17 protein-coding genes are annotated in these 20,067 nt (G+C 73.0%); 7 read left to right on the top strand and 10 right to left on the bottom strand.

Annotation, left to right across the window (positions count from 1 at the left end):
- Window positions 1-88: 88 nt before the first annotated feature.
- From ACFWRV_RS12425 to ACFWRV_RS12435, 3 genes are all read right to left on the bottom strand, one after another.
- Complete coding sequence (locus ACFWRV_RS12425; RefSeq protein ID WP_384332360.1) at window positions 89-2,023, bottom strand: PQQ-binding-like beta-propeller repeat protein; 1,935 nt, start codon at window positions 2,021-2,023, stop codon at window positions 89-91.
- A 235-nt stretch (window positions 2,024-2,258) separates the two neighbouring features.
- Entirely contained in the window at window positions 2,259-3,929 is a 1,671-nt protein-coding gene (locus tag ACFWRV_RS12430) for a PQQ-binding-like beta-propeller repeat protein (protein WP_384332363.1), read from the bottom strand.
- 76 nt (window positions 3,930-4,005) lie between these two features.
- A complete protein-coding gene (locus tag ACFWRV_RS12435; protein WP_384332366.1) occupies window positions 4,006-5,820 on the bottom strand; it encodes an ABC-F family ATP-binding cassette domain-containing protein in 1,815 nt (604 codons plus the stop codon).
- Window positions 5,821-5,973: 153 nt separating this feature from the next.
- On the opposite strand from ACFWRV_RS12435, the gene ACFWRV_RS12440 reads away from it, so the two are divergent.
- Window positions 5,974-6,705 carry a lipoprotein gene (locus ACFWRV_RS12440; RefSeq protein WP_384332414.1) on the top strand — a complete coding sequence of 244 codons (732 nt, stop codon included), beginning with the start codon at window positions 5,974-5,976 and terminating at the stop codon, window positions 6,703-6,705.
- A gap of 150 nt (window positions 6,706-6,855) precedes the next feature.
- Here the strand turns inward: ACFWRV_RS12440 and ACFWRV_RS12445 are convergent, their stop codons facing one another.
- The 6 genes from ACFWRV_RS12445 to ACFWRV_RS12470 form a co-directional block, all read right to left on the bottom strand.
- Window positions 6,856-8,184, bottom strand: coding sequence for an acyltransferase (locus tag ACFWRV_RS12445; protein WP_384332369.1), 1,329 nt, complete (start codon window positions 8,182-8,184; stop codon window positions 6,856-6,858).
- Between the two features lie 89 nt (window positions 8,185-8,273).
- Window positions 8,274-9,191: a 4-(cytidine 5'-diphospho)-2-C-methyl-D-erythritol kinase gene (locus tag ACFWRV_RS12450; protein WP_384332372.1), complete on the bottom strand. Its 918-nt coding sequence runs from the start codon at window positions 9,189-9,191 to the stop codon at window positions 8,274-8,276.
- Window positions 9,188-10,060: a 16S rRNA (adenine(1518)-N(6)/adenine(1519)-N(6))-dimethyltransferase RsmA gene (gene rsmA, locus ACFWRV_RS12455; protein WP_384332375.1), complete on the bottom strand. Its 873-nt coding sequence runs from the start codon at window positions 10,058-10,060 to the stop codon at window positions 9,188-9,190. Before rsmA ends, ACFWRV_RS12450 begins: the two co-directional genes overlap by 4 nt.
- The gene (locus ACFWRV_RS12460; protein ID WP_384332378.1) at window positions 10,057-11,421 is read right to left on the bottom strand and encodes a ubiquitin-like domain-containing protein; all 1,365 of its coding nucleotides are present in this window, start codon (window positions 11,419-11,421) and stop codon (window positions 10,057-10,059) included. Before ACFWRV_RS12460 ends, rsmA begins: the two co-directional genes overlap by 4 nt.
- A gap of 107 nt (window positions 11,422-11,528) precedes the next feature.
- On the bottom strand, window positions 11,529-12,404 hold the full coding sequence (locus tag ACFWRV_RS12465; protein ID WP_384332381.1) for a TatD family hydrolase: 876 nt from the start codon (window positions 12,402-12,404) through the stop codon (window positions 11,529-11,531).
- A gap of 59 nt (window positions 12,405-12,463) precedes the next feature.
- Window positions 12,464-12,835 carry a hypothetical protein gene (locus ACFWRV_RS12470; protein ID WP_384332384.1) on the bottom strand — a complete coding sequence of 124 codons (372 nt, stop codon included), beginning with the start codon at window positions 12,833-12,835 and terminating at the stop codon, window positions 12,464-12,466.
- A gap of 451 nt (window positions 12,836-13,286) precedes the next feature.
- Between ACFWRV_RS12470 and ACFWRV_RS12475 the strand changes: the two genes are divergently transcribed.
- From ACFWRV_RS12475 to ACFWRV_RS12495, 5 genes are read left to right on the top strand one after another with little or no spacing between them, the layout of a single operon-like run.
- Window positions 13,287-13,463 carry a hypothetical protein gene (locus ACFWRV_RS12475; protein WP_007455151.1) on the top strand — a complete coding sequence of 59 codons (177 nt, stop codon included), beginning with the start codon at window positions 13,287-13,289 and terminating at the stop codon, window positions 13,461-13,463.
- A 10-nt stretch (window positions 13,464-13,473) separates the two neighbouring features.
- Window positions 13,474-14,181, top strand: coding sequence for a hypothetical protein (locus tag ACFWRV_RS12480; protein WP_384332387.1), 708 nt, complete (start codon window positions 13,474-13,476; stop codon window positions 14,179-14,181).
- A gap of 7 nt (window positions 14,182-14,188) precedes the next feature.
- Window positions 14,189-15,280, top strand: coding sequence for a DUF6895 family protein (locus tag ACFWRV_RS12485; protein ID WP_384332390.1), 1,092 nt, complete (start codon window positions 14,189-14,191; stop codon window positions 15,278-15,280).
- Window positions 15,277-16,212: a DUF6895 family protein gene (locus ACFWRV_RS12490; protein WP_384332393.1), complete on the top strand. Its 936-nt coding sequence runs from the start codon at window positions 15,277-15,279 to the stop codon at window positions 16,210-16,212. The genes ACFWRV_RS12485 and ACFWRV_RS12490 overlap by 4 nt, the downstream gene beginning before the upstream one ends.
- Window positions 16,209-17,264, top strand: a complete 1,056-nt coding sequence (locus ACFWRV_RS12495; protein ID WP_384332396.1) for a serine hydrolase domain-containing protein — start codon at window positions 16,209-16,211, stop codon at window positions 17,262-17,264. The genes ACFWRV_RS12490 and ACFWRV_RS12495 overlap by 4 nt, the downstream gene beginning before the upstream one ends.
- 23 nt (window positions 17,265-17,287) lie before the next feature.
- Here the strand turns inward: ACFWRV_RS12495 and rsmI are convergent, their stop codons facing one another.
- On the bottom strand, window positions 17,288-18,208 hold the full coding sequence (rsmI, locus tag ACFWRV_RS12500) for a 16S rRNA (cytidine(1402)-2'-O)-methyltransferase (RefSeq protein WP_384332399.1): 921 nt from the start codon (window positions 18,206-18,208) through the stop codon (window positions 17,288-17,290).
- 53 nt (window positions 18,209-18,261) lie between these two features.
- Here rsmI and ACFWRV_RS12505 point away from each other — a divergent pair, with 53 nt between their 5' ends.
- Window positions 18,262-20,031, top strand: a complete 1,770-nt coding sequence (locus ACFWRV_RS12505) for a dolichyl-phosphate-mannose--protein mannosyltransferase (protein ID WP_384332402.1) — start codon at window positions 18,262-18,264, stop codon at window positions 20,029-20,031.
- The last annotated feature ends 36 nt before the right edge of the window (window positions 20,032-20,067 follow it).

Here is a 20,067-nt window from a genome sequence, read left to right on the forward strand (position 1 = left end):
ACCTCTGGGGACGAGTGGGGGTGGGGGCGCGTGGGGCCGGGAGGGACCGGCCGGGGTCGGATGCCGGGGCCGGGGACCGTCGGCGCGGTCACTTCTCGAACACCAGCAGCGTCGACTGCTCCAGCTCTTCCTTGTCGCTGGACGCGCTCACGCGCTCGCTGAAGATGAAGGAACGGCCGCCCTCGTAGAAGACCTTGGACGAGAAGAAGCCGTTCTCGATCCGGCCGGTCGACTCCGGGTGCTGGACCAGCGTCTTGGGGGTGCCGCCGGTCGGCGCGAGCGTCACGACGGCCCCGGCCGCGTCGTACTTCGGCCTCATGTAGAGCAGCACGTCGCCGCCCTCCATGCCCAGCGGCTTCAGGACGCGCTCGGCCGGGGCGGGTGCCTCCCACTTGGGCTTTCCGGTGTTCAGGTCGAAGGCGATGACCTTGTTCGTCCGGGCGGTCCCGCTGGTGTCGTCCTCGGTCGCCATGTAGAAGGTGTTGGCGTCGGCGGCGACACCGCTGCACCCTTCGAGCTTCTCACCGAAGATCGCGAAGCTGCTCCCGCAGTCGGCGGTGAGCTTGTCGCCCTTGCCGGGCGAGAGCTGGGAGCGGAGCTTGCCGCTCTCGGTGAGCGCGGCGATGGCGTACTGCTTCTTCTTCTCGTGCTCCAGCCGGACGACGAGAGGGGTGACCGAGTAGACCTTGCTGACCTCCCAGCCGCGCGGCGGCTGGTACGTCCACTTGGGCTTGCCGGTGACCGGGTTCAGCTCCTGGACCTGCTGCTGCGGGTTCTCCACGTCGTCGGTGCGGCAGCTGACCGCGGCGATGAGCTTCGCACCGCCGGCGAAGGCGAAGGGCTTGCAGTTGCCCTCGGGGTTGCCGAACAGCTCCTTGCCGTCGCTGACCCGGTAGGCGTTGGAGTTGCCAGTGCGCCCCACGGTGACGGTGTCTCCGCTGATCGCCACACCGATGTCCGACAGGAAGTCCCAGGTGCCGTTCTCCTTGACCGTCTTCTTCCAGCCGGGCTTGCCGGTGTTGAGGTCGATCATCTGGAGGACGGAGCACTTGGCCTTGTCCGTGGTGCCGTCCTTCACCCCGATGACGATCTTGCCGTCGGCGGTCGGGGTGCTGGGCGCGGCGCACACGTCGGCGGGGAGCGGCAGGGTCCACTTCTGCTTGCCGTCGGCGACGGCGTAGCCGGACACGCCCCGGTACATGGCCTTGGCGATCACGTCGCCGGCGAACCAGGGTCCTTCGACGGACGCGCCGCTGCGGGGCAGGTCGACGTCGTTCTTCTGGAGCCAGGCGACCTTCGCCTCGCCCGGCTTGCGCCCGGCGTTGAAGTCGTCGTCGCTCTCGCGGCCGTCGCCGTTGCCGTCGCCCTCGTCGACCGTGGGCGACTCGCTGGGGGGCTTGGGATCGTTGCTGGTGTTGGCGACGGGCTTCTTCGGGTCGTCGTCGCCGTCGCTCACCAGGAACCAGGTGCCCGTACCGGCGACCAGCACCACGGCGACCGCCGCCGCGACGATGATGCCGGTCCTGCCCTTGAGGAACCCGCCCCCGCCGGAACCCGGTCCGCCGGGGGCGGGGGTGCCGGAGTACTGCTGCTGCGGGTAGCCGTAACCGGGCTGGGGCTGCTGACCGTACGGGCCGGAAGCCTGCTGACCGTACGGGCCCGGGGCCTGCTGACCGTAGGGGCCGGGCTGCTGACCGTACGGACCGGGCGCCTGGCCGTACGGACCGGGGGCCTGTCCGGGCTGCTGCGGATAGCCGTAACCGGGCCCCGCCGGGGGCTGCTGCGGGTAGCCGTACGAAGGGGCGCCCGGCGGGGGCGTCTGCGGCGGGGCGGCCGGGGGCGCCGGCGGCTGCGCGGGGGGCGGGCCCTGGGGCGGCTGACCGGGCGGCGTCTGCGGCGGCTTGGCCAGGTCCGGCTGGTCCTGGGGCGGCTGGTCCCGAGGCGGCTGAGGAGCTCCGTTCGGCGGCTCCTGCGGAGCCCCGAAGCCTCCCTGCGGCGGTTGCTGGCTGGGCGGCTGGCTCATCAGCACGTCCCCCTTCGTGCGGTCCGGTGCCCGATTCGGTCTCCCCCGCGATTCCGAGAAGTGTCAATTACCCTCGGAAAGGAGCGAATCGGGCATGGCTTCCGCGGTGTCACGACAGTCGGGCGGGGCTTCTTTGTACCACCCGGCCGACATCGGACACCGGATCGGTCCAGCCCCTGTTCCCAAGGGAGAACCGCCTTGTGATGCCGTCGTTACGCCCGGACGAAGGTGATGGTCAGTCACCGAAGGCGATGATCGTCCGTACGTCCATCTCTTCCTCGTCGTTCTCCCCGCCGACGCGGCCGATGGCGATCAGCGAGCGTCCGTCGGCATAGCGGATCGCGGGCTCGAACACGTGCTCGGCTGTTGCTGCCGACGCCGGATGCCGCAGGACCGTCTGCAGAGCGCCGCCCTGCGGTCCGAGCGTCATGATGCCGCCGCCGGTCTTCGCCTCGGCGTCCGGCGGACTCAGGTACAGCAGCACCTTGCCGTCCTCGACCCTCATCGGCTGCAGCGTCTGCGCGGCCGGCGCCGGCACCTTCCACTTCATCTTGCCGGTGTTCACGTCGAACGCGACGACGGAATTGGTGAACTCGCCGTCCACGAAGGCGGGTTTGGTGGCGAGGTAGAGCGTGTCGCCGCCGGCGGCCGCACCGATGCAGTCGTCGAGGTTCTCGTCCGGCTCGCCGCACCGGACCTCGAAGTCCTCCTTGCCGGGGTCGGGCTGGGCGCGGAGGGTGCCGTCGGCGCCCAGGAGAGCGATGGCCCACTTCGCCTCCATCCCGCCCTGCCGCAGCGAGACGACCGGCGGGTCGACGGAGTAGAACCGGTCGATCTTCCAGCCCTTCTTGACCTTGTACGTCCACACGGTCTTACCGGTGGCCGGGTCCATGCGCCGCACTTCCTCGTCAGGCGTGTCGTCGTCGCCCGGAGCCTTGCGGCAGTCGACCGCGGCGAGCGGGATGTCGCCGCTGGTGAAGCCGTACGGCTGGCAGAAGCCCGGCAGCCGGTCCCACAGATGCTTGCCGTCGCCGATCCGGTAGGCGTCGGTGCGGCTCGTCCGTCCGACCGTCAGGACGTCGCCGTTGACCGCCATGACGATGTCCGACAGCCCGTCCGACATCGAGGAACGGTCGAGGGTGGCGGTCCACCCCGCCTTGCCGGTGACCAGGTCGATCATCTGGAGCTTCTCGCAGGCCGCGCCTTCGATGGTGCTCTCCCGGACGGCGATGACGATCTTGCCGTCCGCGCTCGGCAGCGTCGGCGCGGCGCAGACGTCGGCCGGCAGGCGCAGGCTCCACTTCTGCGAGCCGTCGTCGAGGGAATAGCCGGACGCCGTGCGGTACATGGCCTTGGCCACGATGCCGCCCGTGGTCCACGGACCGCGCACGGCGACGCCGTCCGCCGGCACGTCCACGTCGTTCTTCCGGATCCAGCGGACCTTGGCCTCGCCGTCCTTGCGGCCCTTGTTGAGCTCCGCGGCGCCCGGGGCGGGCGTCGTCCTCGGGCTCGGCCCGCCGCTGGGCTTCTTGGGGACGGCGCTCTCCCGCGCGACGGGCTTCTTGTCGTCGGCGCCGTCATCACCGCCCACCGCGAACCAGACGCCCGTCCCGATGACGAGGACCCCGGCGACCACGCCGGCGACGAGACCCGCGACCCGGCCCCGTGAACGCCCGCCGCCTCCGGGCCCGCCGGAGGGCTGGTGCTGGGGTACCGGGTTGCCGTACGGCACGGTGGTCGGCTGCTGCGGCTGGGGGTAGCCGTACGGCACCGTGGGCGGCTGACCGTACGGGCCGGGCTGCGGCTGCTGCCCCGGCTCTCCGTACACACCGGGCTGCGGTTCGTACGGAGCGCCGAAGCCTTCCTGCTCCCCCGGGCTGCCCTGCGGCGGCTGCGGCTGCGGCATCAGTGTTGGTCCCCCTCGAACGTACGGTCCCTGCCGCCCCGTTCTACCACCCGCCGCGGCAGCCCCGTCGGGCCGGTCAGGCGTCCTCGGCCAGCTCCAGCCAGCGCATCTCCAACTCGTCCCGCTCGGTGACGAGTTCGCGCAGTTCGGCGTCGAGCCCCGCGACCTTCCCGAAGTCGGTGGCGTTGTCCGCGATCTGCTTGTGCAGTGCGGTCTCCCTGGTGGAGAGCTTGTCGAGCTGCCGCTCGACCTTCTGCAGCTCCTTCTTCGCGGCGCGGGCCTCCTGCGCCGAGACGGCGGGAGCGGCGGGGGCGGCGGACGTACGGGGCGCGGCGGCGGAGGGGGTGGACTCCTCCTCCATCCGCTGCCTGCGCTCCAGGTACTCGTCGATCCCGCGCGGCAGCATCCGCAGGGCGCGGTCGCCGAGGAGAGCCATGACCTTGTCCGTGGTCCGCTCGATGAAGAACCGGTCGTGGGAGATCACGATCATCGACCCGGGCCAGCCGTCGAGGAGGTCCTCCAGCTGGGTCAGGGTCTCGATGTCGAGGTCGTTGGTGGGCTCGTCGAGGAAGAGGACGTTGGGCTCGTCCATCAGCAGCCGCAGGATCTGGAGCCTGCGGCGCTCACCGCCGGAGAGGTCGCCGACGGGCGTCCACTGCTTCTCCTTGGTGAAGCCGAACTGCTCGCAGAGCTGGCCCGCGGTCATCTCGCGGCCCTTGCCGAGGTCGACCCGGTCGCGCACCTGCTGGACGGCCTCCAGCACACGCAGGTTCGGGTTCAGCTCGGAGACCTCCTGGGAGAGGTAGGCGAGCTTGACGGTCTTGCCGACGACGACCTTCCCGGCGGCGGGCTGCTCGTCGCCCTGCGTACGGGCGGCCTCGCCGAGGGCACGCAGCAGCGAGGTCTTGCCCGCGCCGTTGACGCCGACGAGGCCGACGCGGTCGCCGGGGCCGAGCTGCCAGGTGAGGTGGGTGAGGAGGGTCTTGGGCCCGGTTTGGACGGTCACGTCCTCCAGGTCGAACACGGTCTTGCCGAGGCGGGCGTTGGCGAACTTCATCAGCTCGCTGGTGTCGCGCGGGGGCGGCACGTCGGCGATGAGCTCGTTGGCGGCCTCGATGCGGTAGCGCGGCTTGGAGGTACGGGCGGGGGCGCCGCGGCGCAGCCAGGCCAGCTCCTTGCGCATCAGGTTCTGCCGCTTGGACTCCTCGGTGGCGGCGATGCGTTCGCGCTCGGCGCGGGCGAACACGTAGTCGCTGTAGCCGCCCTCGTACTCGTGGACGGTGCCGCGCTGGACGTCCCACATGCGGGTGCAGACCTGGTCGAGGAACCACCGGTCGTGGGTGACGCAGACGAGGGCGGAGCGCCGGGTCCGCAGGTGGCCGGCCAGCCAGGAGATGCCCTCGACGTCGAGGTGGTTGGTGGGCTCGTCGAGGACGATCAGGTCCTGCTCGTCGATGAGGAGCTTGGCCAGCGCGATCCGGCGGCGCTCGCCACCGGAGAGCGGGGCGATGACGGTGTCGAGCCCGTGCTCGAAGCCGGGGAGGGCCAGCCCGCCGAAGAGCCCGGTGAGCACGTCCCGGATCTTGGCGCTGCCCGCCCACTCGTGGTCGGCGAGATCCCCGATGACCTCCTGCCGGATGGTCTTCTTCGGGTCCAGGGAGTCGTGCTGGGTGAGGACGCCGAGGCGCAGCCCGCCGTTGTGGGTGACGCGGCCGGTGTCCGCGTCCTCCAGCTTGGCGAGCATCCGGATGAGAGTGGTCTTGCCGTCCCCGTTGCGGCCCACGACACCGATCCGGTCGCCCTCGGACACCCCGAGGGATACGCCGTCGAGCAGGGCACGGGTGCCGTACACCTTGCTGACCTGCTCGACATTGACCAGATTGACGGCCATTTCACTCCTGTCCCGGGGGTCCCTGCGGTGAGGACCGCTCGACGTACCAGAGTAGTCGCCGCGCGGGGTGCGCTAGCGTGCCGCGATCGATCATGGGGAATAGCCCCAGGTCGCAGGGGTGCGGAAGACATCCGGGGTGGGGACTTCATGACGATGACGCGTGGGACGGGCCGTCGGGGCAGCCGGGTTCCGGTGGCGCTGGCGGCGACGGCGGCAGTGGCGGCGATGACGCTGGCGGGCTGTTCGTCGCCGGCCGGTGCGGGGGGCGACGACGAGGGCCCGGCCGGACCGGCGCCCGCCGGCAGCACGCCCGCGAAGGCGGCGGAGAAGGTGGGAAAGGGCAAGGGTGAGGCGGACGCGGACAAGGCGGCGGCCGCCGGAGTCGCGGCCAGGGGCGGGCGGCTCGGGGGCGCCGGCTCGGCGTGCGAGCTGCCGGTGACCTTCGACCTCGCCGCCGGCTGGAAGCCGAAGGCGGTCGACGTGGATCCGGACTCCGTCCTGGCCGAACTGGCCGAGCAGGGCACCGTGACGATGGTCTGCGAGATCGACGCCAAGCCGACGGGGAACATCGGCTTCCTGCGGGTGTGGCGGGGCGCCCCTGCCGACAAGGACGACCCCCGCGCGGTGCTGAAGGCCTTCGTGGCGGACGATCCGCAAGCGGGCAAGGCCACCTACACGCAGGTGAGGGCGGGTGCGCTCGCGGCCGCCGAGGTCGGATACACGGGGCACAGCGAGCTGCTGGACGAGTCGAAGAAGGAGCGCGCCTTCGCCGTCTCGACGCCCGGCGGCCCGGTGGTGCTGCACCTGGGCGGGATGGACACCGAGGAGCACACCGCGATGCTGCCGGCGTTCGAGCTGGCGAAGAAGTCCCTGAAGCTCCGCTGACCGCCCCGTCGCCGCCCCCCGTGCCCGCCGCGGGCCCGGCTCGGGGCACGCGATACCGTGCCCCGACCGATCAAGGGCCGGGGGGCGACGTGGTGGCAGCGGCGTGGGAACGGTTCACCGGGCACCGGTGGCTGCCGAAAGCCGCTATCACTACGGCCGCTGAAGCCCGCCGCGCCCCCGTCCCGCCCGCTCCACCAGCAGCCAGCCCCCGAGCGTCATCGCGACCGCTCCCGGGGCGCTGACCGGGAGCGCGATCAGCACGGCCGTGTGGCCGTCCAGCAAGCCGGCGAAGCCGACCATGGACAGGCCCAGCACGCCGAGCAGGCAGAGCGTCGCGCCCAGGGCCGCGAGGGGGCCGTGGCCCTCGGCGGGGGCGGTGGGGGCCGGGCGTTCGAAGGTGCGGAAGGCGGCGACGAGTCCGGCGGTGAGGCCCGCCGCGAGGGCGATCCGCAGCGGGACCTGGGCCCACCAGGCGGCCGACGCGGGCGCGGGCAGCTCGACGTCGAGGGCGAGCAGCGCCCCGTACACCCCGAACATCGCCGTGAGGTGCCAGAGGAACGCGGTCATCGCCACCCCGTTGGCCGCCACCACCGTGCGCCAGACGCGGGGGCGTTCCAGCAGGCGGGCGGCCGGGGCGCGGAGCAGTTCGACCGCGCCGAGCAGCCAGAGGCCGTGGGCCAGCAGGGCGAGCGTGGGCGGGGCCATGTTGCTGACCTTCTCGCCGGGCATCCCGACCATGGACAGCGGGTACGGGCCGAAGGCCACCAGCGCGATCGCGGCGACCAGGCCCGCCCCGGCGAGGAGCGCGGGGCGGCGGATGCGGCCGTCGGCACGCAGGAAGCCGAGCTGGTGGACGGCCAGCCAGACGAACGCGAAGTTCAGGAACTCGACGTACGGGACCCCGGCCGCGAACCGGAGGACGTCCACCGCGACCGCCGCGACCGCCAGTCCGGCGAAGGCCCCCCAGCCGTACCGCTCGTGCAGCCTCAGCAGCGGCGGGGTGAAGGCGACCATCGCCAGGTAGATCCCGATGAACCACAGCGGCTGGGTCACCATGCGCAGGGTCACGCCGGTCAGCCCGCCGCCCCCGCCGAGGAGCTGGACCAGCAGCGCCGCCGCGCCCCAGACGAGGACGAAGACCATGGTGGGGCGCAGCAGCCGCTGGAGCCGGGCGCGGAGGAAGGCCGAGTAGACGGAGTCCTCGGACCCCTCGGGGCGCTTGCGGAGGAGCGAGCGGTAGGACAGCGCGTGGGAGAAGCCGCCGACGAAGAAGAACACCGGCATGACCTGGAGCAGCCAGGTCAGCGGCTGGAGCGCCGGGACGACGGCGAGCAGGTTGCCGACCCCGTCCGGGGTGACGGCGGCCATCAGCCAGTGGCCGAGCACGACCGCGCCCAGCGAGGCGACCCGCAGGAGGTCGACGTAACGGTCCCGGGTGGCGGGCGTCGCCCCGGCCAGTTCACGAACACTTGATCCCATGGCCGTACGGTCGCGCGAACCGGGCGGGGCGCGGCAGCGCGGCCGTACTCAGATCCGGGATGAGTACCCGCGTGCGGAGCTCGGGTGACTCAGGCCGGGTCAGTGGCTCGGACGACGTGGGCGCCGGGCGCGGGCGAGGCCGCGACGCGTGCGTTGCGGCAGGTCCCGGACGCCTTCAGGGCGGCCGCCACCTTCTCGGCCGTCTCCTCGTCCGCCACCAGGAACGCCGTCGTCGGCCCGGATCCGGAGACCAGCGCGGCCAGCGCCCCCGCCTCCGTGCCCGCGGCCAGGGTGTCGGCGAGGGAGGGGCGCAGGGAGAGCGCGGCGGGCTGGAGGTCGTTGCTCAGGGCTTCCGCGAGTGCGCCGGAGTCGCCGGAGCGCAGGGCGGCCAGCAGCGCGGGGGACGCGGTGGGCTCGGGGACCTCCGCCTCCGCGGTGAGGCGGTCGAACTCGCCGTAGACGGCGGGCGTGGAGAGGCCCCCGTCCGCCACCGCGAAGACCCAGTGGAAGGCGCCGCCGACGTCGATCGGGGTGAGCTTCTCGCCGCGTCCGGTGCCGAGCGCGGCCCCGCCCACCAGGCTGAACGGCACGTCGCTGCCCAGCTCCGCGCAGATCGCGAGGAGTTCGTCGCGGCTCGCGCCGGTCCCCCACAGGGCGTCGCAGGCGACCAGGGCGGCGGCCCCGTCGGCGCTGCCGCCCGCCATGCCGCCGGCGACCGGGATGTCCTTGGCGATGTGGAGGTGGACGGCGGGTGCGACGCCGTACCGCTCGGCCAGGGCGAGGGCGGCGCGGGCGGCGAGGTTGGTGGCGTCCAGCGGGACCTGGCCGGCGTCCGGGCCCGAGCAGGTGATCCGCAGCTCGTCCGCGGGGGTAGCGGTCACCTCGTCGTACAGGCCGACGGCGAGGAAGACGTTGGCCAGGTCGTGGAAGCCGTCGGGGCGGGCGGCGCCCACGGCGAGCTGGACGTTGACCTTGGCGGGGACGCGGACGGTGACAGCGGCGCTCATTCCGACACCTCCGGCTTGTTCTCCGCGATCGCCGCGAACTCCTCCACCGTCAGCGCCTCGCCCCGCGCCTGCGGGGAGATCCCGGCGGCGACGAGCGCGGCCTCGGCGGCGGGAGCGGAGCCGGCCCAGCCGGAGAGGGCGGCGCGCAGCGTCTTGCGGCGCTGGGCGAAGGCGGCGTCCACGACCGCGAAGACCTCGGCGCGGGACGCGGTGGTGGCGATCGGTTCCGTGCGCCGGACCAGCGAGACGAGGCCGGAGTCGACGTTCGGGGCGGGCCAGAACACGGTGCGGCCGATGGACCCGGCGCGCTTCACCTCCGCGTACCAGTTGGCCTTCACCGACGGCACGCCGTAGACCTTGTTGCCGGGGCGGGCGGCGAGCCGGTCGGCGACCTCGGCCTGGACCATGACGAGGGTCCGCTCGATGCTGGGGAAGCGCTCCAGCATGGTGAGCAGGACGGGCACGGCCACGTTGTACGGGAGGTTCGCGACGAGCGCCGTGGGCGCGGGGCCGGGCAGCTCGGTGACCAGCATCGCGTCGGAGTGGACCAGGGCGAAGCGGTCGGCGCGCTCCGGCATCCGGGCCTGGACCGTGGCGGGCAGCGCGGCCGCGAGCACGTCGTCGATCTCGACCGCGATCACCCGGTCCGCCGCCTCCAGCAGTGCCAGGGTCAGCGAGCCGAGCCCGGGGCCGACCTCGACGACGGTGTCGTCCGGGCGGACCTCGGCCGTGCGCACGATGCGGCGGACGGTGTTGGCGTCGATGACGAAGTTCTGACCGCGCTGCTTGGTGGGGCGTACGCCCAGCTTCGCGGCCAGGTCGCGGATGTCTGCGGGGCCCAGGAGGGCGTCGGGCTCTGTGCTGCTCACCCGGTAAGCCTACGGCCGCAGTGCGGCCACGGACTCGCCCCCCGCTGCACGTACAGCTTCTTCGCCCGGTACGTCTGCTCGGCGGCGGTTGCGTCCTGGGGGCGCCCGGCACCGCCGAGGGACTGCCAGGTCCGGGTGTCGAACTGGTACAGCCCGCCGTACGTCCCGCTCGGGTCGACCGCTCCCGGCCGGCCGCCGGACTCGCAGGCGGCGAGCGCGGACCAGTTGAGCCCGTCCGCTCCGGAGACCGGGTCGGGGCGCTGCCGGGTGCCGGTGCGCACGACGCGGCTCACCGGCTGGTGGACCAGCTCCTCGGCGGCCCTGCGCGGCTTCTGCCGGACGCCGTTGACGGTCCGGACGGCGTACGTGACCCGGCGCACGCCGTTGCGGCCCGCCCGCTCCACGACCTCGGAGCCCCGGAACAGCTCGGGGTCCTCGCTGCGTTCGACGGCGTACGGGACGCTCTCCTCGTGCACCTCGCGGGTGTCGGTGATCCGCATGACGGAGATCGTCTGCCCGTCGCGCGGGAAGCTCGCGGGGTCGACGGAGGTGGTGTCCTGACCGTGCAGGGTGATGCCCGCCTCGGCGAGGGCCTCGCGGACGGTCGCGGCGTTGGTGCGCAGGGTGCGTTCCTGGCCGTCGGCCATGAAGGTCAGGGCGCGTTCGGTGCGGACGGTGAGAGTCAGGCCGGTGCGGGCGATCCGGGTGGAGCGGGCGGCGGAGAGGTGCGCCCCCTCGGCGCGGATCCCGAACTCGCGCAGGGCTCCGGCCACGGTGTCGGCGGTCGTCCAGACCCGGTGGCGGGCGCCGTCGAGGGTGAGGGTGACGGGCCGGCCGTAGTGGACCACGACCTCGTCGCCGTGGTCGAGGCCGGTGCCCGGGCCCGGGGAGACGCGGTCGTGCGCGCCGACGGTGACGCCCTCCTCCGCCAGCAGTTCGGTGACGTCGTCGGCGAAGGTGTGCAGGGTCCGGGGCGTGCCGTCGACATCCAGCCGGACCGCCTTGTCGTGGGCGACGAACGCGGTGGTGCCGCCGGCCAGGAAGGCGACGACGAGGGCCTTCGGGACGAGGCGCTTCAGGTTCTCCGGAGCCGCCGCGAACGGGTTCCCCCTCCCCGGGAGCGTCCGGCGGCGCTTGGCGGCCCGCCGGGCGTCGGCGCGGGTGGGGCCCTGCCGGGGCAGGGCGGGCGGTGGCCCGGTGACCGGGGTGTCGACGACGGTCGGGGCGTGGGCGACGGCCGGGGTGTCGACGACGGTCGGGGCGTGGGCGGCCGGGCCCGCCGTCCACGCCCCGTCAGCCAGGGTCAGCTGCTCGTGGAACGCGCCGAGACGCCTGTCCTGCGAAGTGTTCACGCCGTTCACGCCGCTCCCGAAGATCTGCCTGCTGCCGCCCCGTCGTGCGCGGGGACGATAGCGGAGGTCCGGTGACTCTCCAAAGCGACACGGCTACGCAGAGTGCCCGTACGGGATCAGAAGTCGAACGCCCGCGCCGTGTTGTCGTAGATCGCGGCGGCCAGCACGTCCTCGTCCAGGCCCTTCACCTCGGCCATGGCGCGGAGTGTGACGGGGATGAGGTAGGGCGCGTTGGGCCGTCCGCGATAAGGGGCCGGGGTGAGGAAGGGCGCGTCCGTCTCGACGAGGACCAGCTCGGTCGGGGCGACGGCCAGGGCGTCCCGCAGCGGCTGGGCGTTCTTGAAGGTCACGTTGCCCGCGAAGGACATGAAGTACCCGGCGCGCGCGCAGATCCCGGCCATCTCGGCGTCGCCGGAGTAGCAGTGGAACACCGTCCGCTCGGGCGCGCCCGCCTCCAGCAGGACCCGCAGCACGTCCGCGTGCGCGTCGCGGTCGTGGATGACCAGGGCCTTGCCGTGCCGCTTGGCGATCTCGATGTGGGCCCGGAAGGACTCCTCCTGTGCGGCGATGCCCTCGGGGCCCGTACGGAAGAAGTCCAGGCCCGTCTCGCCGACCCCGCGGACGTGGTCGAGGGCGGCCAGCGCGTCGATCTCCGCCAGCGCCTCGTCCAGCGCCGCCTTGCCGCCGGGCTCCCGCGCGCCCTGCCGCGCGGTGCCGGCGGTGCCCTCGACGTATCCGTGGACGATGCGCGGGGCCTCGTTGGGGTGCAGGGCGACCGAGGCGTGCACGGCGGGGTGGGCGGCTGCGGTGTCGGCGGCCCAGCGGGAGCCGGCGACGTCGCAGCCCACCTGGACGACGGTCGTCACGTTCACCGCGGCGGCCCGGGCGAGGGCCTCCTCGACGGTGGCGTCCTGCATGTCCAGGTGGGTGTGGGAGTCGGCGACCGGAACCCGCAGGGGTTCGGGCAGCGGCGGGGCTTCGGTACGGCTCATGCCGACGACTCTACGAGGCCCCGCTCCCCAGCCTCACCTGCGGTGGAACCTCTCATGCGTCACCTGCGCTGGAAGGGGTGCAGCAGGTCCGACAGCCGCCAGTGGCGGTCCGGGGCCGCGGCGGTCGACACCGCCTCGTCCTTCACCGCGGCCTCCGCGGCGCGGGGCATCTGCTGCTTCCGCAGCAGCTCCTGGACACCGGCGACCCGCCCCGCCCGCATGATGCGCACCACGTGTCCGCCGCAGTTGGTGCAGGTGGGCGTGGAGAGCGGGGACGGCACGCGCTCGCCGTCCGCCGTGTAGACGACGAACGCGTGGCCGTGGACGTCGACGTGGTGCTCTATCTCGTAGGACTGCTCCCAGCCGTACCCACACTTCATGCAGGCGAATGCATACGCCTCATGGACAGTGGTCGCTGCGATCTCGCTCATGCCTGCTCCTCTTGTCCGCCGGTCACACGCTCCGGGGACGGCCGGCCCGCCCGAGGGTTCGAACAGGTGGCCCGTCCCTTCCAGTGGACACCTGCACCCGGATGGACGCACCAGCTCAGAGGCATTGTTGGTGCGTTCTTGGCCTCCTTTGGCCGCGCTTTGCCGACGCATGGCGCGGGCGAGGACCGAGGCAGGACAGCGCGTGACCGGCGGGCCACCGAGCGCCCCCGAGCGCGCCGTGCACCGGTCGTGAACGCGCCCGCGCACCACCCCCCGCCCGCCCCGCCTCATTCCTTGAATTCCCGGGCTTTCGCCCCACCCGCACCTCATGAATTCACCATTCAATTGAATACGCGATTTCCCCGGATGTCCCATCCCGATTTGCGGAGCTCCCCTTCCTCCTTTTCACTCATTACGTCCACCCCATTTCCCACAGGACGGGGAACAACCCATGTTCACCACGGACACCACTGCCACCGACATCGAGCTCGACCTCGACGCCGCTCTCAACCCGGGCGAGGTCGAAGGTCTGTACCGCGACTCCCGCGAGTGCGCCTACCTCGCGCTTCTCGCAGGCGGCGGCGCCCTGCTGCTTTCGCCTCCGACCCCCCGCCCGAAGAAGGGCTGAACGTCGGAACATGGACCAGACACATGCGTCGTCCCCGCTAGCGGGTGCCGTGCATGACCTGGCAACAGAGGTGGTCCTCGCTCTTCGGAGCGGGGACCACCTCGCCACGGTGTGCGGCGCGGCGGGAATCGACGAGGAGAATCGGACCGGAATCGCGGCGGCACGGGTCATAGGGGCGGACCTGCTGCTGCCGAGTGTTCTGTACGGACGTCATCCGCACCCGGGCGACGTCGCCGTACTCGACCGGGCGGTGCGGGAGTTCCCGCCCAAGCCCGACGCTCCGGCCGCCACGGCCTGGAGCCACTGGCACATGATCTCCACGCTCCAGCGGATGGCGCAGCCCTCGCCGGGAACGGCTGCCCCCGGGACCTACGCGGAGCCCGACGCCGCGTGGCTGGAGGAGGCCCCCTGGCAGGCGTTCACGCATCAGCTCTCGGTCCTCGCCCCGCTCGCCGTCCCGGCCGCCCCCTCGGCCGTGCAGCGGGCCGCGGCGAACCGGGCGGTCGACCTGTCGCGCGGCTTCGTCCGCGCGGTGCGGCGGCTCGACTGGCTCCAGGCGGCGGGCGCGGGCCGCTGGCTCGCGGCGATCGGCGGCGAACCGGCGACGCTGGGCCTCGAACGCGGCCTGGACTTCGTCGAGCTGATGGGCGGCGACGACCCCCGGGTCACCCTGCACGTGCGGGCCGCCCGCCTGATGGCCGAGGCGAGAGCCCGGTGAGCGCCCGGTGACGACGACCGCGACACAGGACCCGCAGGGCCGTCCGGGGCCGGGGCGCGGGGGCCGCCCGGAAGCGGGCCCCGGGCCCCGCCGGACCCGGGCCCCCCGGGAGCACCCCTCCCCCGGAGCCGCGCTCACGGTCCTTCCCGCCGTCCTGCGCGCCGCCCTCGCCTGGACCGACGCCCACCGGATGCACTTCACGCTCCCCGACGACGTCCTGGAGCCCCACACCCAGGTCAACGGCACGCTCAAGCCGCTGGGCGAGCTGGCCCAGCTCGGCTCCACCATCCGCCGCACCACCGCCCCCGGCACCCCGGAACACGAGCTGGCCGGGGACCTCGTCGCGTACGCCTGGGAGCAGGTGCGGGAGGGCGCACTCCTCCTGGAGCTGCTGCGCGCCGAGCCGTTCGCCGCGTACCCGTACGAGATCTACGCCGCCTTCGCCGGGTACGGGCTGCGCCACGAGGGCTTCGAGGCGTTGGCCCGCCCGCTCACCGCCACCCGCGCCTGGGCCCACACCGAGCAGCACGCCAACCGCCAGTTGGGCCTGGTCAACTCCGAGCGGCGGGTGGGGGTGGTGACCCACACGGACGCCGGCGGAGTACTCGCCCGGACCTGGCTGGGCGGTCTGTCGGAGCCGTGGATGTTCGAGGGCCCCTCCGGCTACGCGCTGACCCACACCGTCTTCCACCTCACGGACTGGGGCCGGATGCCCGACCGGGTGCCGGAGAAGACCGACGGCTATCTGCGGACCTGGCTGCCCGCGTGGGCCGACGGCTGTCTGGAGAGCGGCCAGTGGGACCTGACCGGCGAGCTGCTCGCGGTGGCGGCGACGCTGCCGGGCCCGGCGCCCGCGGAACTGCTGGACGAGGTCTGGCCGGTGCTTGCCGACGCCCAGCATCCGACCGGCTGCGTCCCGGAGACCGGCCCGCCGGCGCAGGACACGACGGCGCCGGACCCGTACCCCTTCATCGACTGCTACCACTCCACGCTCGTCACGGCCTTCGCCGCGGCCCTGTCCCTGAGGTCGCTGCGCGGGAACGGCGGGCGGGGCGAGACCGGCGGGGCCGTGCCCGGCCGGGAAAGGCGCACCGCATGACCAGCAGCAGCGGTATCCAGCAGATCCACGACGTCGGGGCGAAGGCCCTGGGCTGGCTGTACGAACACCGCGAGGGCTTCCGGCTGGAGGCGGACCCGGCCCCGGAGGCGGGGATGCTGGACCGGTTCAAGCCGCTGGGCGAGCTGGCGCTGATCGGGAAGGTCATCTTCCGCGAGGGCGTGGCTGGCTCGCAGCAGTCCTCCCTCGCCCACAAGCTGCTGGACCACGCCTGGCACGAGCTGCTGGGTTCCGGGACGCGGCTGCTGGAGGGCCAGCGCCGCGAACCGCTCTCGCCGGTGCCGCTGGAGGTCTACGTACCGTTCCGGGAGCTGGGCTACCGGCAGCCGGACCTGGAGTCGGCGATCCGGCTCAACCACCGGCTCGCCAGTTGGACGGCGCTGGAGGTGCTGCCGGTGCGGCGGCTCGGTCTGAGCGCGATCGAGCGGCGCTTCGGGGTGGAGCCGAGCGTTCCGGAGACGGCGGCGCTGGCCCACACCTGGCTGGCGCGGCGGCCCGAGCCGTGGACCGTCGAGGGCCACATCGGCTACGACATCACGCACACGGTCTTCCACCTCACCGACTGGGGCGAGAAGCCGGCCGGTCTCCCCGCCGACATCACGGACTACCTCGCGCTGTGGCTGCCGGTCTGGCTGGACGACTGGCTGGACCTGAAGCGCTGGGACCTGCTGGGCGAGCTGCTGGTGGTCGACGCCTGCCTGCCGGAACCGACGCTGGACCCGGCGGCCTGGCAGGGCTTCGCGCAGGCCCAGCAGCCGGACGGGGCGATGCCGGTGGTCGGCGGGATGCCGGAGGGGGACGAGGAGTCGGTGTTCGACCTCGTCTACCACCCGACGCTGGTCGCCGCGTTCGCCTCGGCGCTGGCGATGTCCCGCGCCCTGTCGGACCTCAGCACCGCACCGGCCCCGGCATGACGGACGTGGCGGCGGTCCGCGTGGACACCCCCGGCTCCCCGGCCACCGCACGCCTGCTCGCCGAGGCCGCGCGGGCGATCGACGCGCCCGACCTGGTGCTCGCGGTCAGCCGGAGCGGCGTCCGCACGGTCCACACCGGCGGGAGCGCGGAGCCGGGCCCGGTCCCCCGCGAGCTGATGGCCTACGAGCTGGGCTCGGCGTCGAAGCCGTACGCGGGGCTCCTGCTGGCCCGGCTGGTGGCGCAGGGCCGGGTGCGGTACGCGGACCGGGCGGCGGACCTGCTGGCCCCGGGCTTCCCGGTGCACCCGGCGGTGCGCCGGATCACCCTGCGCCATCTGCTCACCCACACCTCGGGGCTGCCGGGCCTGCCCGCGGACTTCTACCCGCAGGCGGTGCCCCGCTGGTCGACCGACCCGTACGGCGGCTACCCGGCCGACCGGGTGGTCCGGGCGTTCCTGCGGGCCCGGCCGCGCCACCGGCCCGGGACCCGCTGGCACTACTCGAACTTCGCCGTCTCGGTCCTCGGCCACACCCTCGCGGCTGCCACCGGGACCCCGTGGGAGGTGCTGCTGCACCAGCAGGTGCTGGCCCCGCTGGGCCTGGCGGCGACCCGGGTGCGTCCGGGCCCGGAGGGGACCGAAGCCGTGGGCCACCGCCGCGACGGGACGCCGGTGCCCGCGCTGGACACCGGGGGCTTCACCGCGGCGGGCGCGGTCCGGGCGACCCCGCTGGACCTGCTGACGTTCCTGGAGGCGCACGTGGCCGGGCCGGAGCCGACGGACCCCGCGCTGGCCACGGCGCTGACGGAGGTCCGGAGTCCGGTGCTGCGACGCGGCTGGCGGCACGCGCACACGCACACGCTCACGTGGTTCCACCACCCGTCCCCGTACGGTCCGGTCCTCTTCCACGCCGGAGCGACCCTCGGCCAGCAGGCGTTCCTGGGGTTCCGCCCGGACACGGGTCTCGCGGTGGTGGCGACGGCGACGCGGCGGGTGCACCGGGCGGACACGTTCGTGGCGACGGCGTACGGCCTGCTGACGGAAACCCCGTAGGTCCGGCGGCCCGGGCGGGGCGGCTACTGGGGCTTCCCCGCGCCGTCCCCCGCGTTCTTCTCCGCGTTCTTCTCCGCGCCCTTCTCCGCGTTCTTGGCGGCGACCACCGCGTCGAACACCTCCCGCTTCGGCAGCCCGGCCGCGGCGGCGACGGCGGCGATGGCTTCCTTGCGCCGCTCCCCCGCCTCCTCCCGCACCCGCACCCGCCGCACCAGCTCCTCGGCGTCAAGACCCTCGTCGCCGGAGTCGGTGGCGCCTTCGACCACAACGGTGATCTCGCCGCGCACTCCGTCGGCGGCCCACACGGCCAGCTCACCGAGCGGACCGCGCTTGACCTCCTCGTACGTCTTGGTCAGCTCCCGGCACACGGCGGCGCGGCGCTCGGCGCCGAAGACCTCGGCCATCGCGGCAAGGGTGTCGTCCAGCCGGTGCGGGGCCTCGAAGAAGACCATGGTGCGCCGCTCGTCGGCGTTCTCGCGGAGCTTGGAGAGCCGTTCACCGGCCTTGCGGGGCAGAAACCCCTCGAAGCAGAACCGGTCCACGGGCAGCCCGGACAGGGCGAGGGCGGTGAGCACCGCGCTCGGGCCGGGGACGGCGGTGACGCGGATGTCCTTCTCCACGGCGGCGGCGACGAGCCGGTAGCCGGGGTCGGAGACGGACGGCATTCCCGCGTCCGTCACCAGCAGAACCCGGGCGCCCCCGACCAGGGCTTCGACCAGCTCCGGCGTACGGGCGGACTCGTTCCCCTCGAAGTAGGAGACGACACGCCCCGAGGTGTGGATGCCGAGCGCCTGGGTGAGCCGGCGCAGCCGCCGGGTGTCCTCGGCGGCGACGACGTCGGCCCGCTCCAGTTCGGCGGCGAGGCGCGGCGGGGCGTCCGCCACGTCACCGATGGGGGTCCCTGCGAGCACGAGCGTTCCAGTCGTTCCAGTCACATCAGCCATCCTCGCAGCACGGGCAGCGCCCTTCGCACAGATGCGTTCCCTACGATGGCGCGGTGACGAGTACCGCACCCGAGACCCAGCGGGGCCAAGACGCCGGGGACCCGCTCGGCGAACAGCCGACCTCCTGGCAACGGCGGCTTCGCCGCTTCGGCCACGTCCCCCGCCGGGAGATCTCCCTCCGCGACCGGCTGGACCCGCCGTACACGCGGCCGGGACGGCAGGTGTGGTCGGTGCTCGCGATCCCCCCGCACGTGGCGGACAGCCTGGTGCGGTGGTCGGCCTGGGGCGGCCCGCTGCTGGTGACACTCGTCGCGGGCCTGCTGCGGTTCTGGAAGCTGGACCAGCCGCACGCGGTGATATTCGACGAGACGTACTACGCGAAGGACGCGTGGGCGCTGATCAACCAGGGGTACGAGGGGTCCTGGCCCAAGGACGTCGACAAGCAGATCCTGAACGACCCCTCCTCCGTGCCGATCCCGACCGACCCGGGCTATGTGGTGCACCCGCCGGTCGGCAAGTGGATCATCGGCCTGGGCGAGCAGATGTTCGGCTTCACGCCGTTCGGCTGGCGCTTCATGGTGGCGGTGCTCGGGACGATCTCCGTCCTCCTGCTCTGCCGTATCGGCCGGCGGCTGTTCCGCTCCACGTTCCTGGGCTGTCTGGCGGGCCTGCTGCTCGCGGTGGACGGCCTGCACTTCGTGATGAGCCGGACCGCGCTGCTCGACCTGATCGTCATGTTCTTCGTGCTGGCCGCGTTCGGCTGCCTGGTGGTGGACCGGGACCACGCCCGGCGCAGGCTCTCCGACGCACTGCCGGTGGACGAGGAGGGGGTGCTGCGCCCGGACGCCCGGGTCGCGGAAACCTTGCGCCTGGGGTGGCGGCCGTGGCGGCTGGCGGCGGGCGTGATGCTGGGCCTGGCCTTCGCCACGAAGTGGAACGGCCTCTACGTCCTGGCCGCGTTCGGCCTGATGACGGTCCTGTGGGACGTCGGGGCCCGGCGCACGGCGGGCGCGGTGCACCCGTACCGGGCGGTACCGCGCCGCGACCTGATCCCCGCCTTCGTCTCCACGGTCCCGGTAGCGATCGTCACGTACATCGTGTCCTGGACCGGCTGGATCGTCACGGACAAGGGCTACTACCGCAACTGGGCGGCCACCGAGGGCAAGGACTCCTCCTGGAGCTGGCTGTTCCCGGACTGGCTGCGCAGCCTGTGGCACTACGAGAACCAGGTGTACGACTTCCACGTCGGCCTGACCTCGGGCCACACGTACGAGTCGAACCCCTGGAGCTGGCTGGTCCTGGGCCGCCCCGTCTCGTACTTCTACGAGGAGCAGACCGGCTGCAAGGAGTCGGCGACCGGCAAGTGCGCCAGCGAGGTCCTCGCCATCGGCACCCCGCTGCTGTGGTGGCTGGCCTGCTTCGCCCTGGCGTACGTGGTGTGGCGCTGGTTCTTCCGCCGCGACTGGCGGGCCGGCGCGATCGCCTGCGGTGTGGTGGCGGGCTGGCTGCCCTGGTTCTTCTACCAGGAGCGCACGATCTTCCTGTTCTACGCGGTGGTGTTCGTCCCGTTCCTGTGTCTGGCCGTGACGATGATGCTGGGCGCGATCATCGGCCCGGCGGCGGGCACGGGCGCCCGGGCCGAGCTGGGCCTCACCCACCGGGACCCCACCGGCGAACGCCGCCGCACGCTGGGGACGATCGCGGTGGGCGTACTGGTGCTCCTGATCATCTGGAACTTCATCTACTTCTGGCCGCTGTACACCGGGACGTCGATCCCGGAGGACCTGTGGCGGGACCGGATGTGGCTGGACACGTGGGTCTAGGCGCCACGGTGTGACGGGAACGGGGACAGAAAATGC

This window comes from Streptomyces sp. NPDC058576 (assembly GCF_042718715.1).
Classification (GTDB): Bacteria; Actinomycetota; Actinomycetes; order Streptomycetales; family Streptomycetaceae; genus Streptomyces.

Bases quoted from the DNA above. Each gene is read 5' to 3' on its own strand.
- ACFWRV_RS12490 (WP_384332393.1), top strand. From the start codon at position 15,277: ATGACCAGCAGCAGCGGTATCCAGCAGATCCACGACGTCGGGGCGAAG.
- ACFWRV_RS12465 (WP_384332381.1), bottom strand. From the start codon at position 12,404: ATGAGCCGTACCGAAGCCCCGCCGCTGCCCGAACCCCTGCGGGTTCCG.
- rsmI (WP_384332399.1), bottom strand. From the start codon at position 18,208: ATGGCTGATGTGACTGGAACGACTGGAACGCTCGTGCTCGCAGGGACC.
- ACFWRV_RS12475 (WP_007455151.1), top strand. From the start codon at position 13,287: ATGTTCACCACGGACACCACTGCCACCGACATCGAGCTCGACCTCGAC.
- ACFWRV_RS12430 (WP_384332363.1), bottom strand. From the start codon at position 3,929: ATGCCGCAGCCGCAGCCGCCGCAGGGCAGCCCGGGGGAGCAGGAAGGC.
- ACFWRV_RS12495 (WP_384332396.1), top strand. From the start codon at position 16,209: ATGACGGACGTGGCGGCGGTCCGCGTGGACACCCCCGGCTCCCCGGCC.
- ACFWRV_RS12470 (WP_384332384.1), bottom strand. From the start codon at position 12,835: ATGAGCGAGATCGCAGCGACCACTGTCCATGAGGCGTATGCATTCGCC.
- ACFWRV_RS12435 (WP_384332366.1), bottom strand. From the start codon at position 5,820: ATGGCCGTCAATCTGGTCAATGTCGAGCAGGTCAGCAAGGTGTACGGC.
- ACFWRV_RS12450 (WP_384332372.1), bottom strand. From the start codon at position 9,191: ATGAGCGCCGCTGTCACCGTCCGCGTCCCCGCCAAGGTCAACGTCCAG.
- ACFWRV_RS12445 (WP_384332369.1), bottom strand. From the start codon at position 8,184: ATGGGATCAAGTGTTCGTGAACTGGCCGGGGCGACGCCCGCCACCCGG.
- ACFWRV_RS12480 (WP_384332387.1), top strand. From the start codon at position 13,474: ATGGACCAGACACATGCGTCGTCCCCGCTAGCGGGTGCCGTGCATGAC.
- ACFWRV_RS12440 (WP_384332414.1), top strand. From the start codon at position 5,974: ATGACGCGTGGGACGGGCCGTCGGGGCAGCCGGGTTCCGGTGGCGCTG.
- ACFWRV_RS12425 (WP_384332360.1), bottom strand. From the start codon at position 2,023: ATGAGCCAGCCGCCCAGCCAGCAACCGCCGCAGGGAGGCTTCGGGGCT.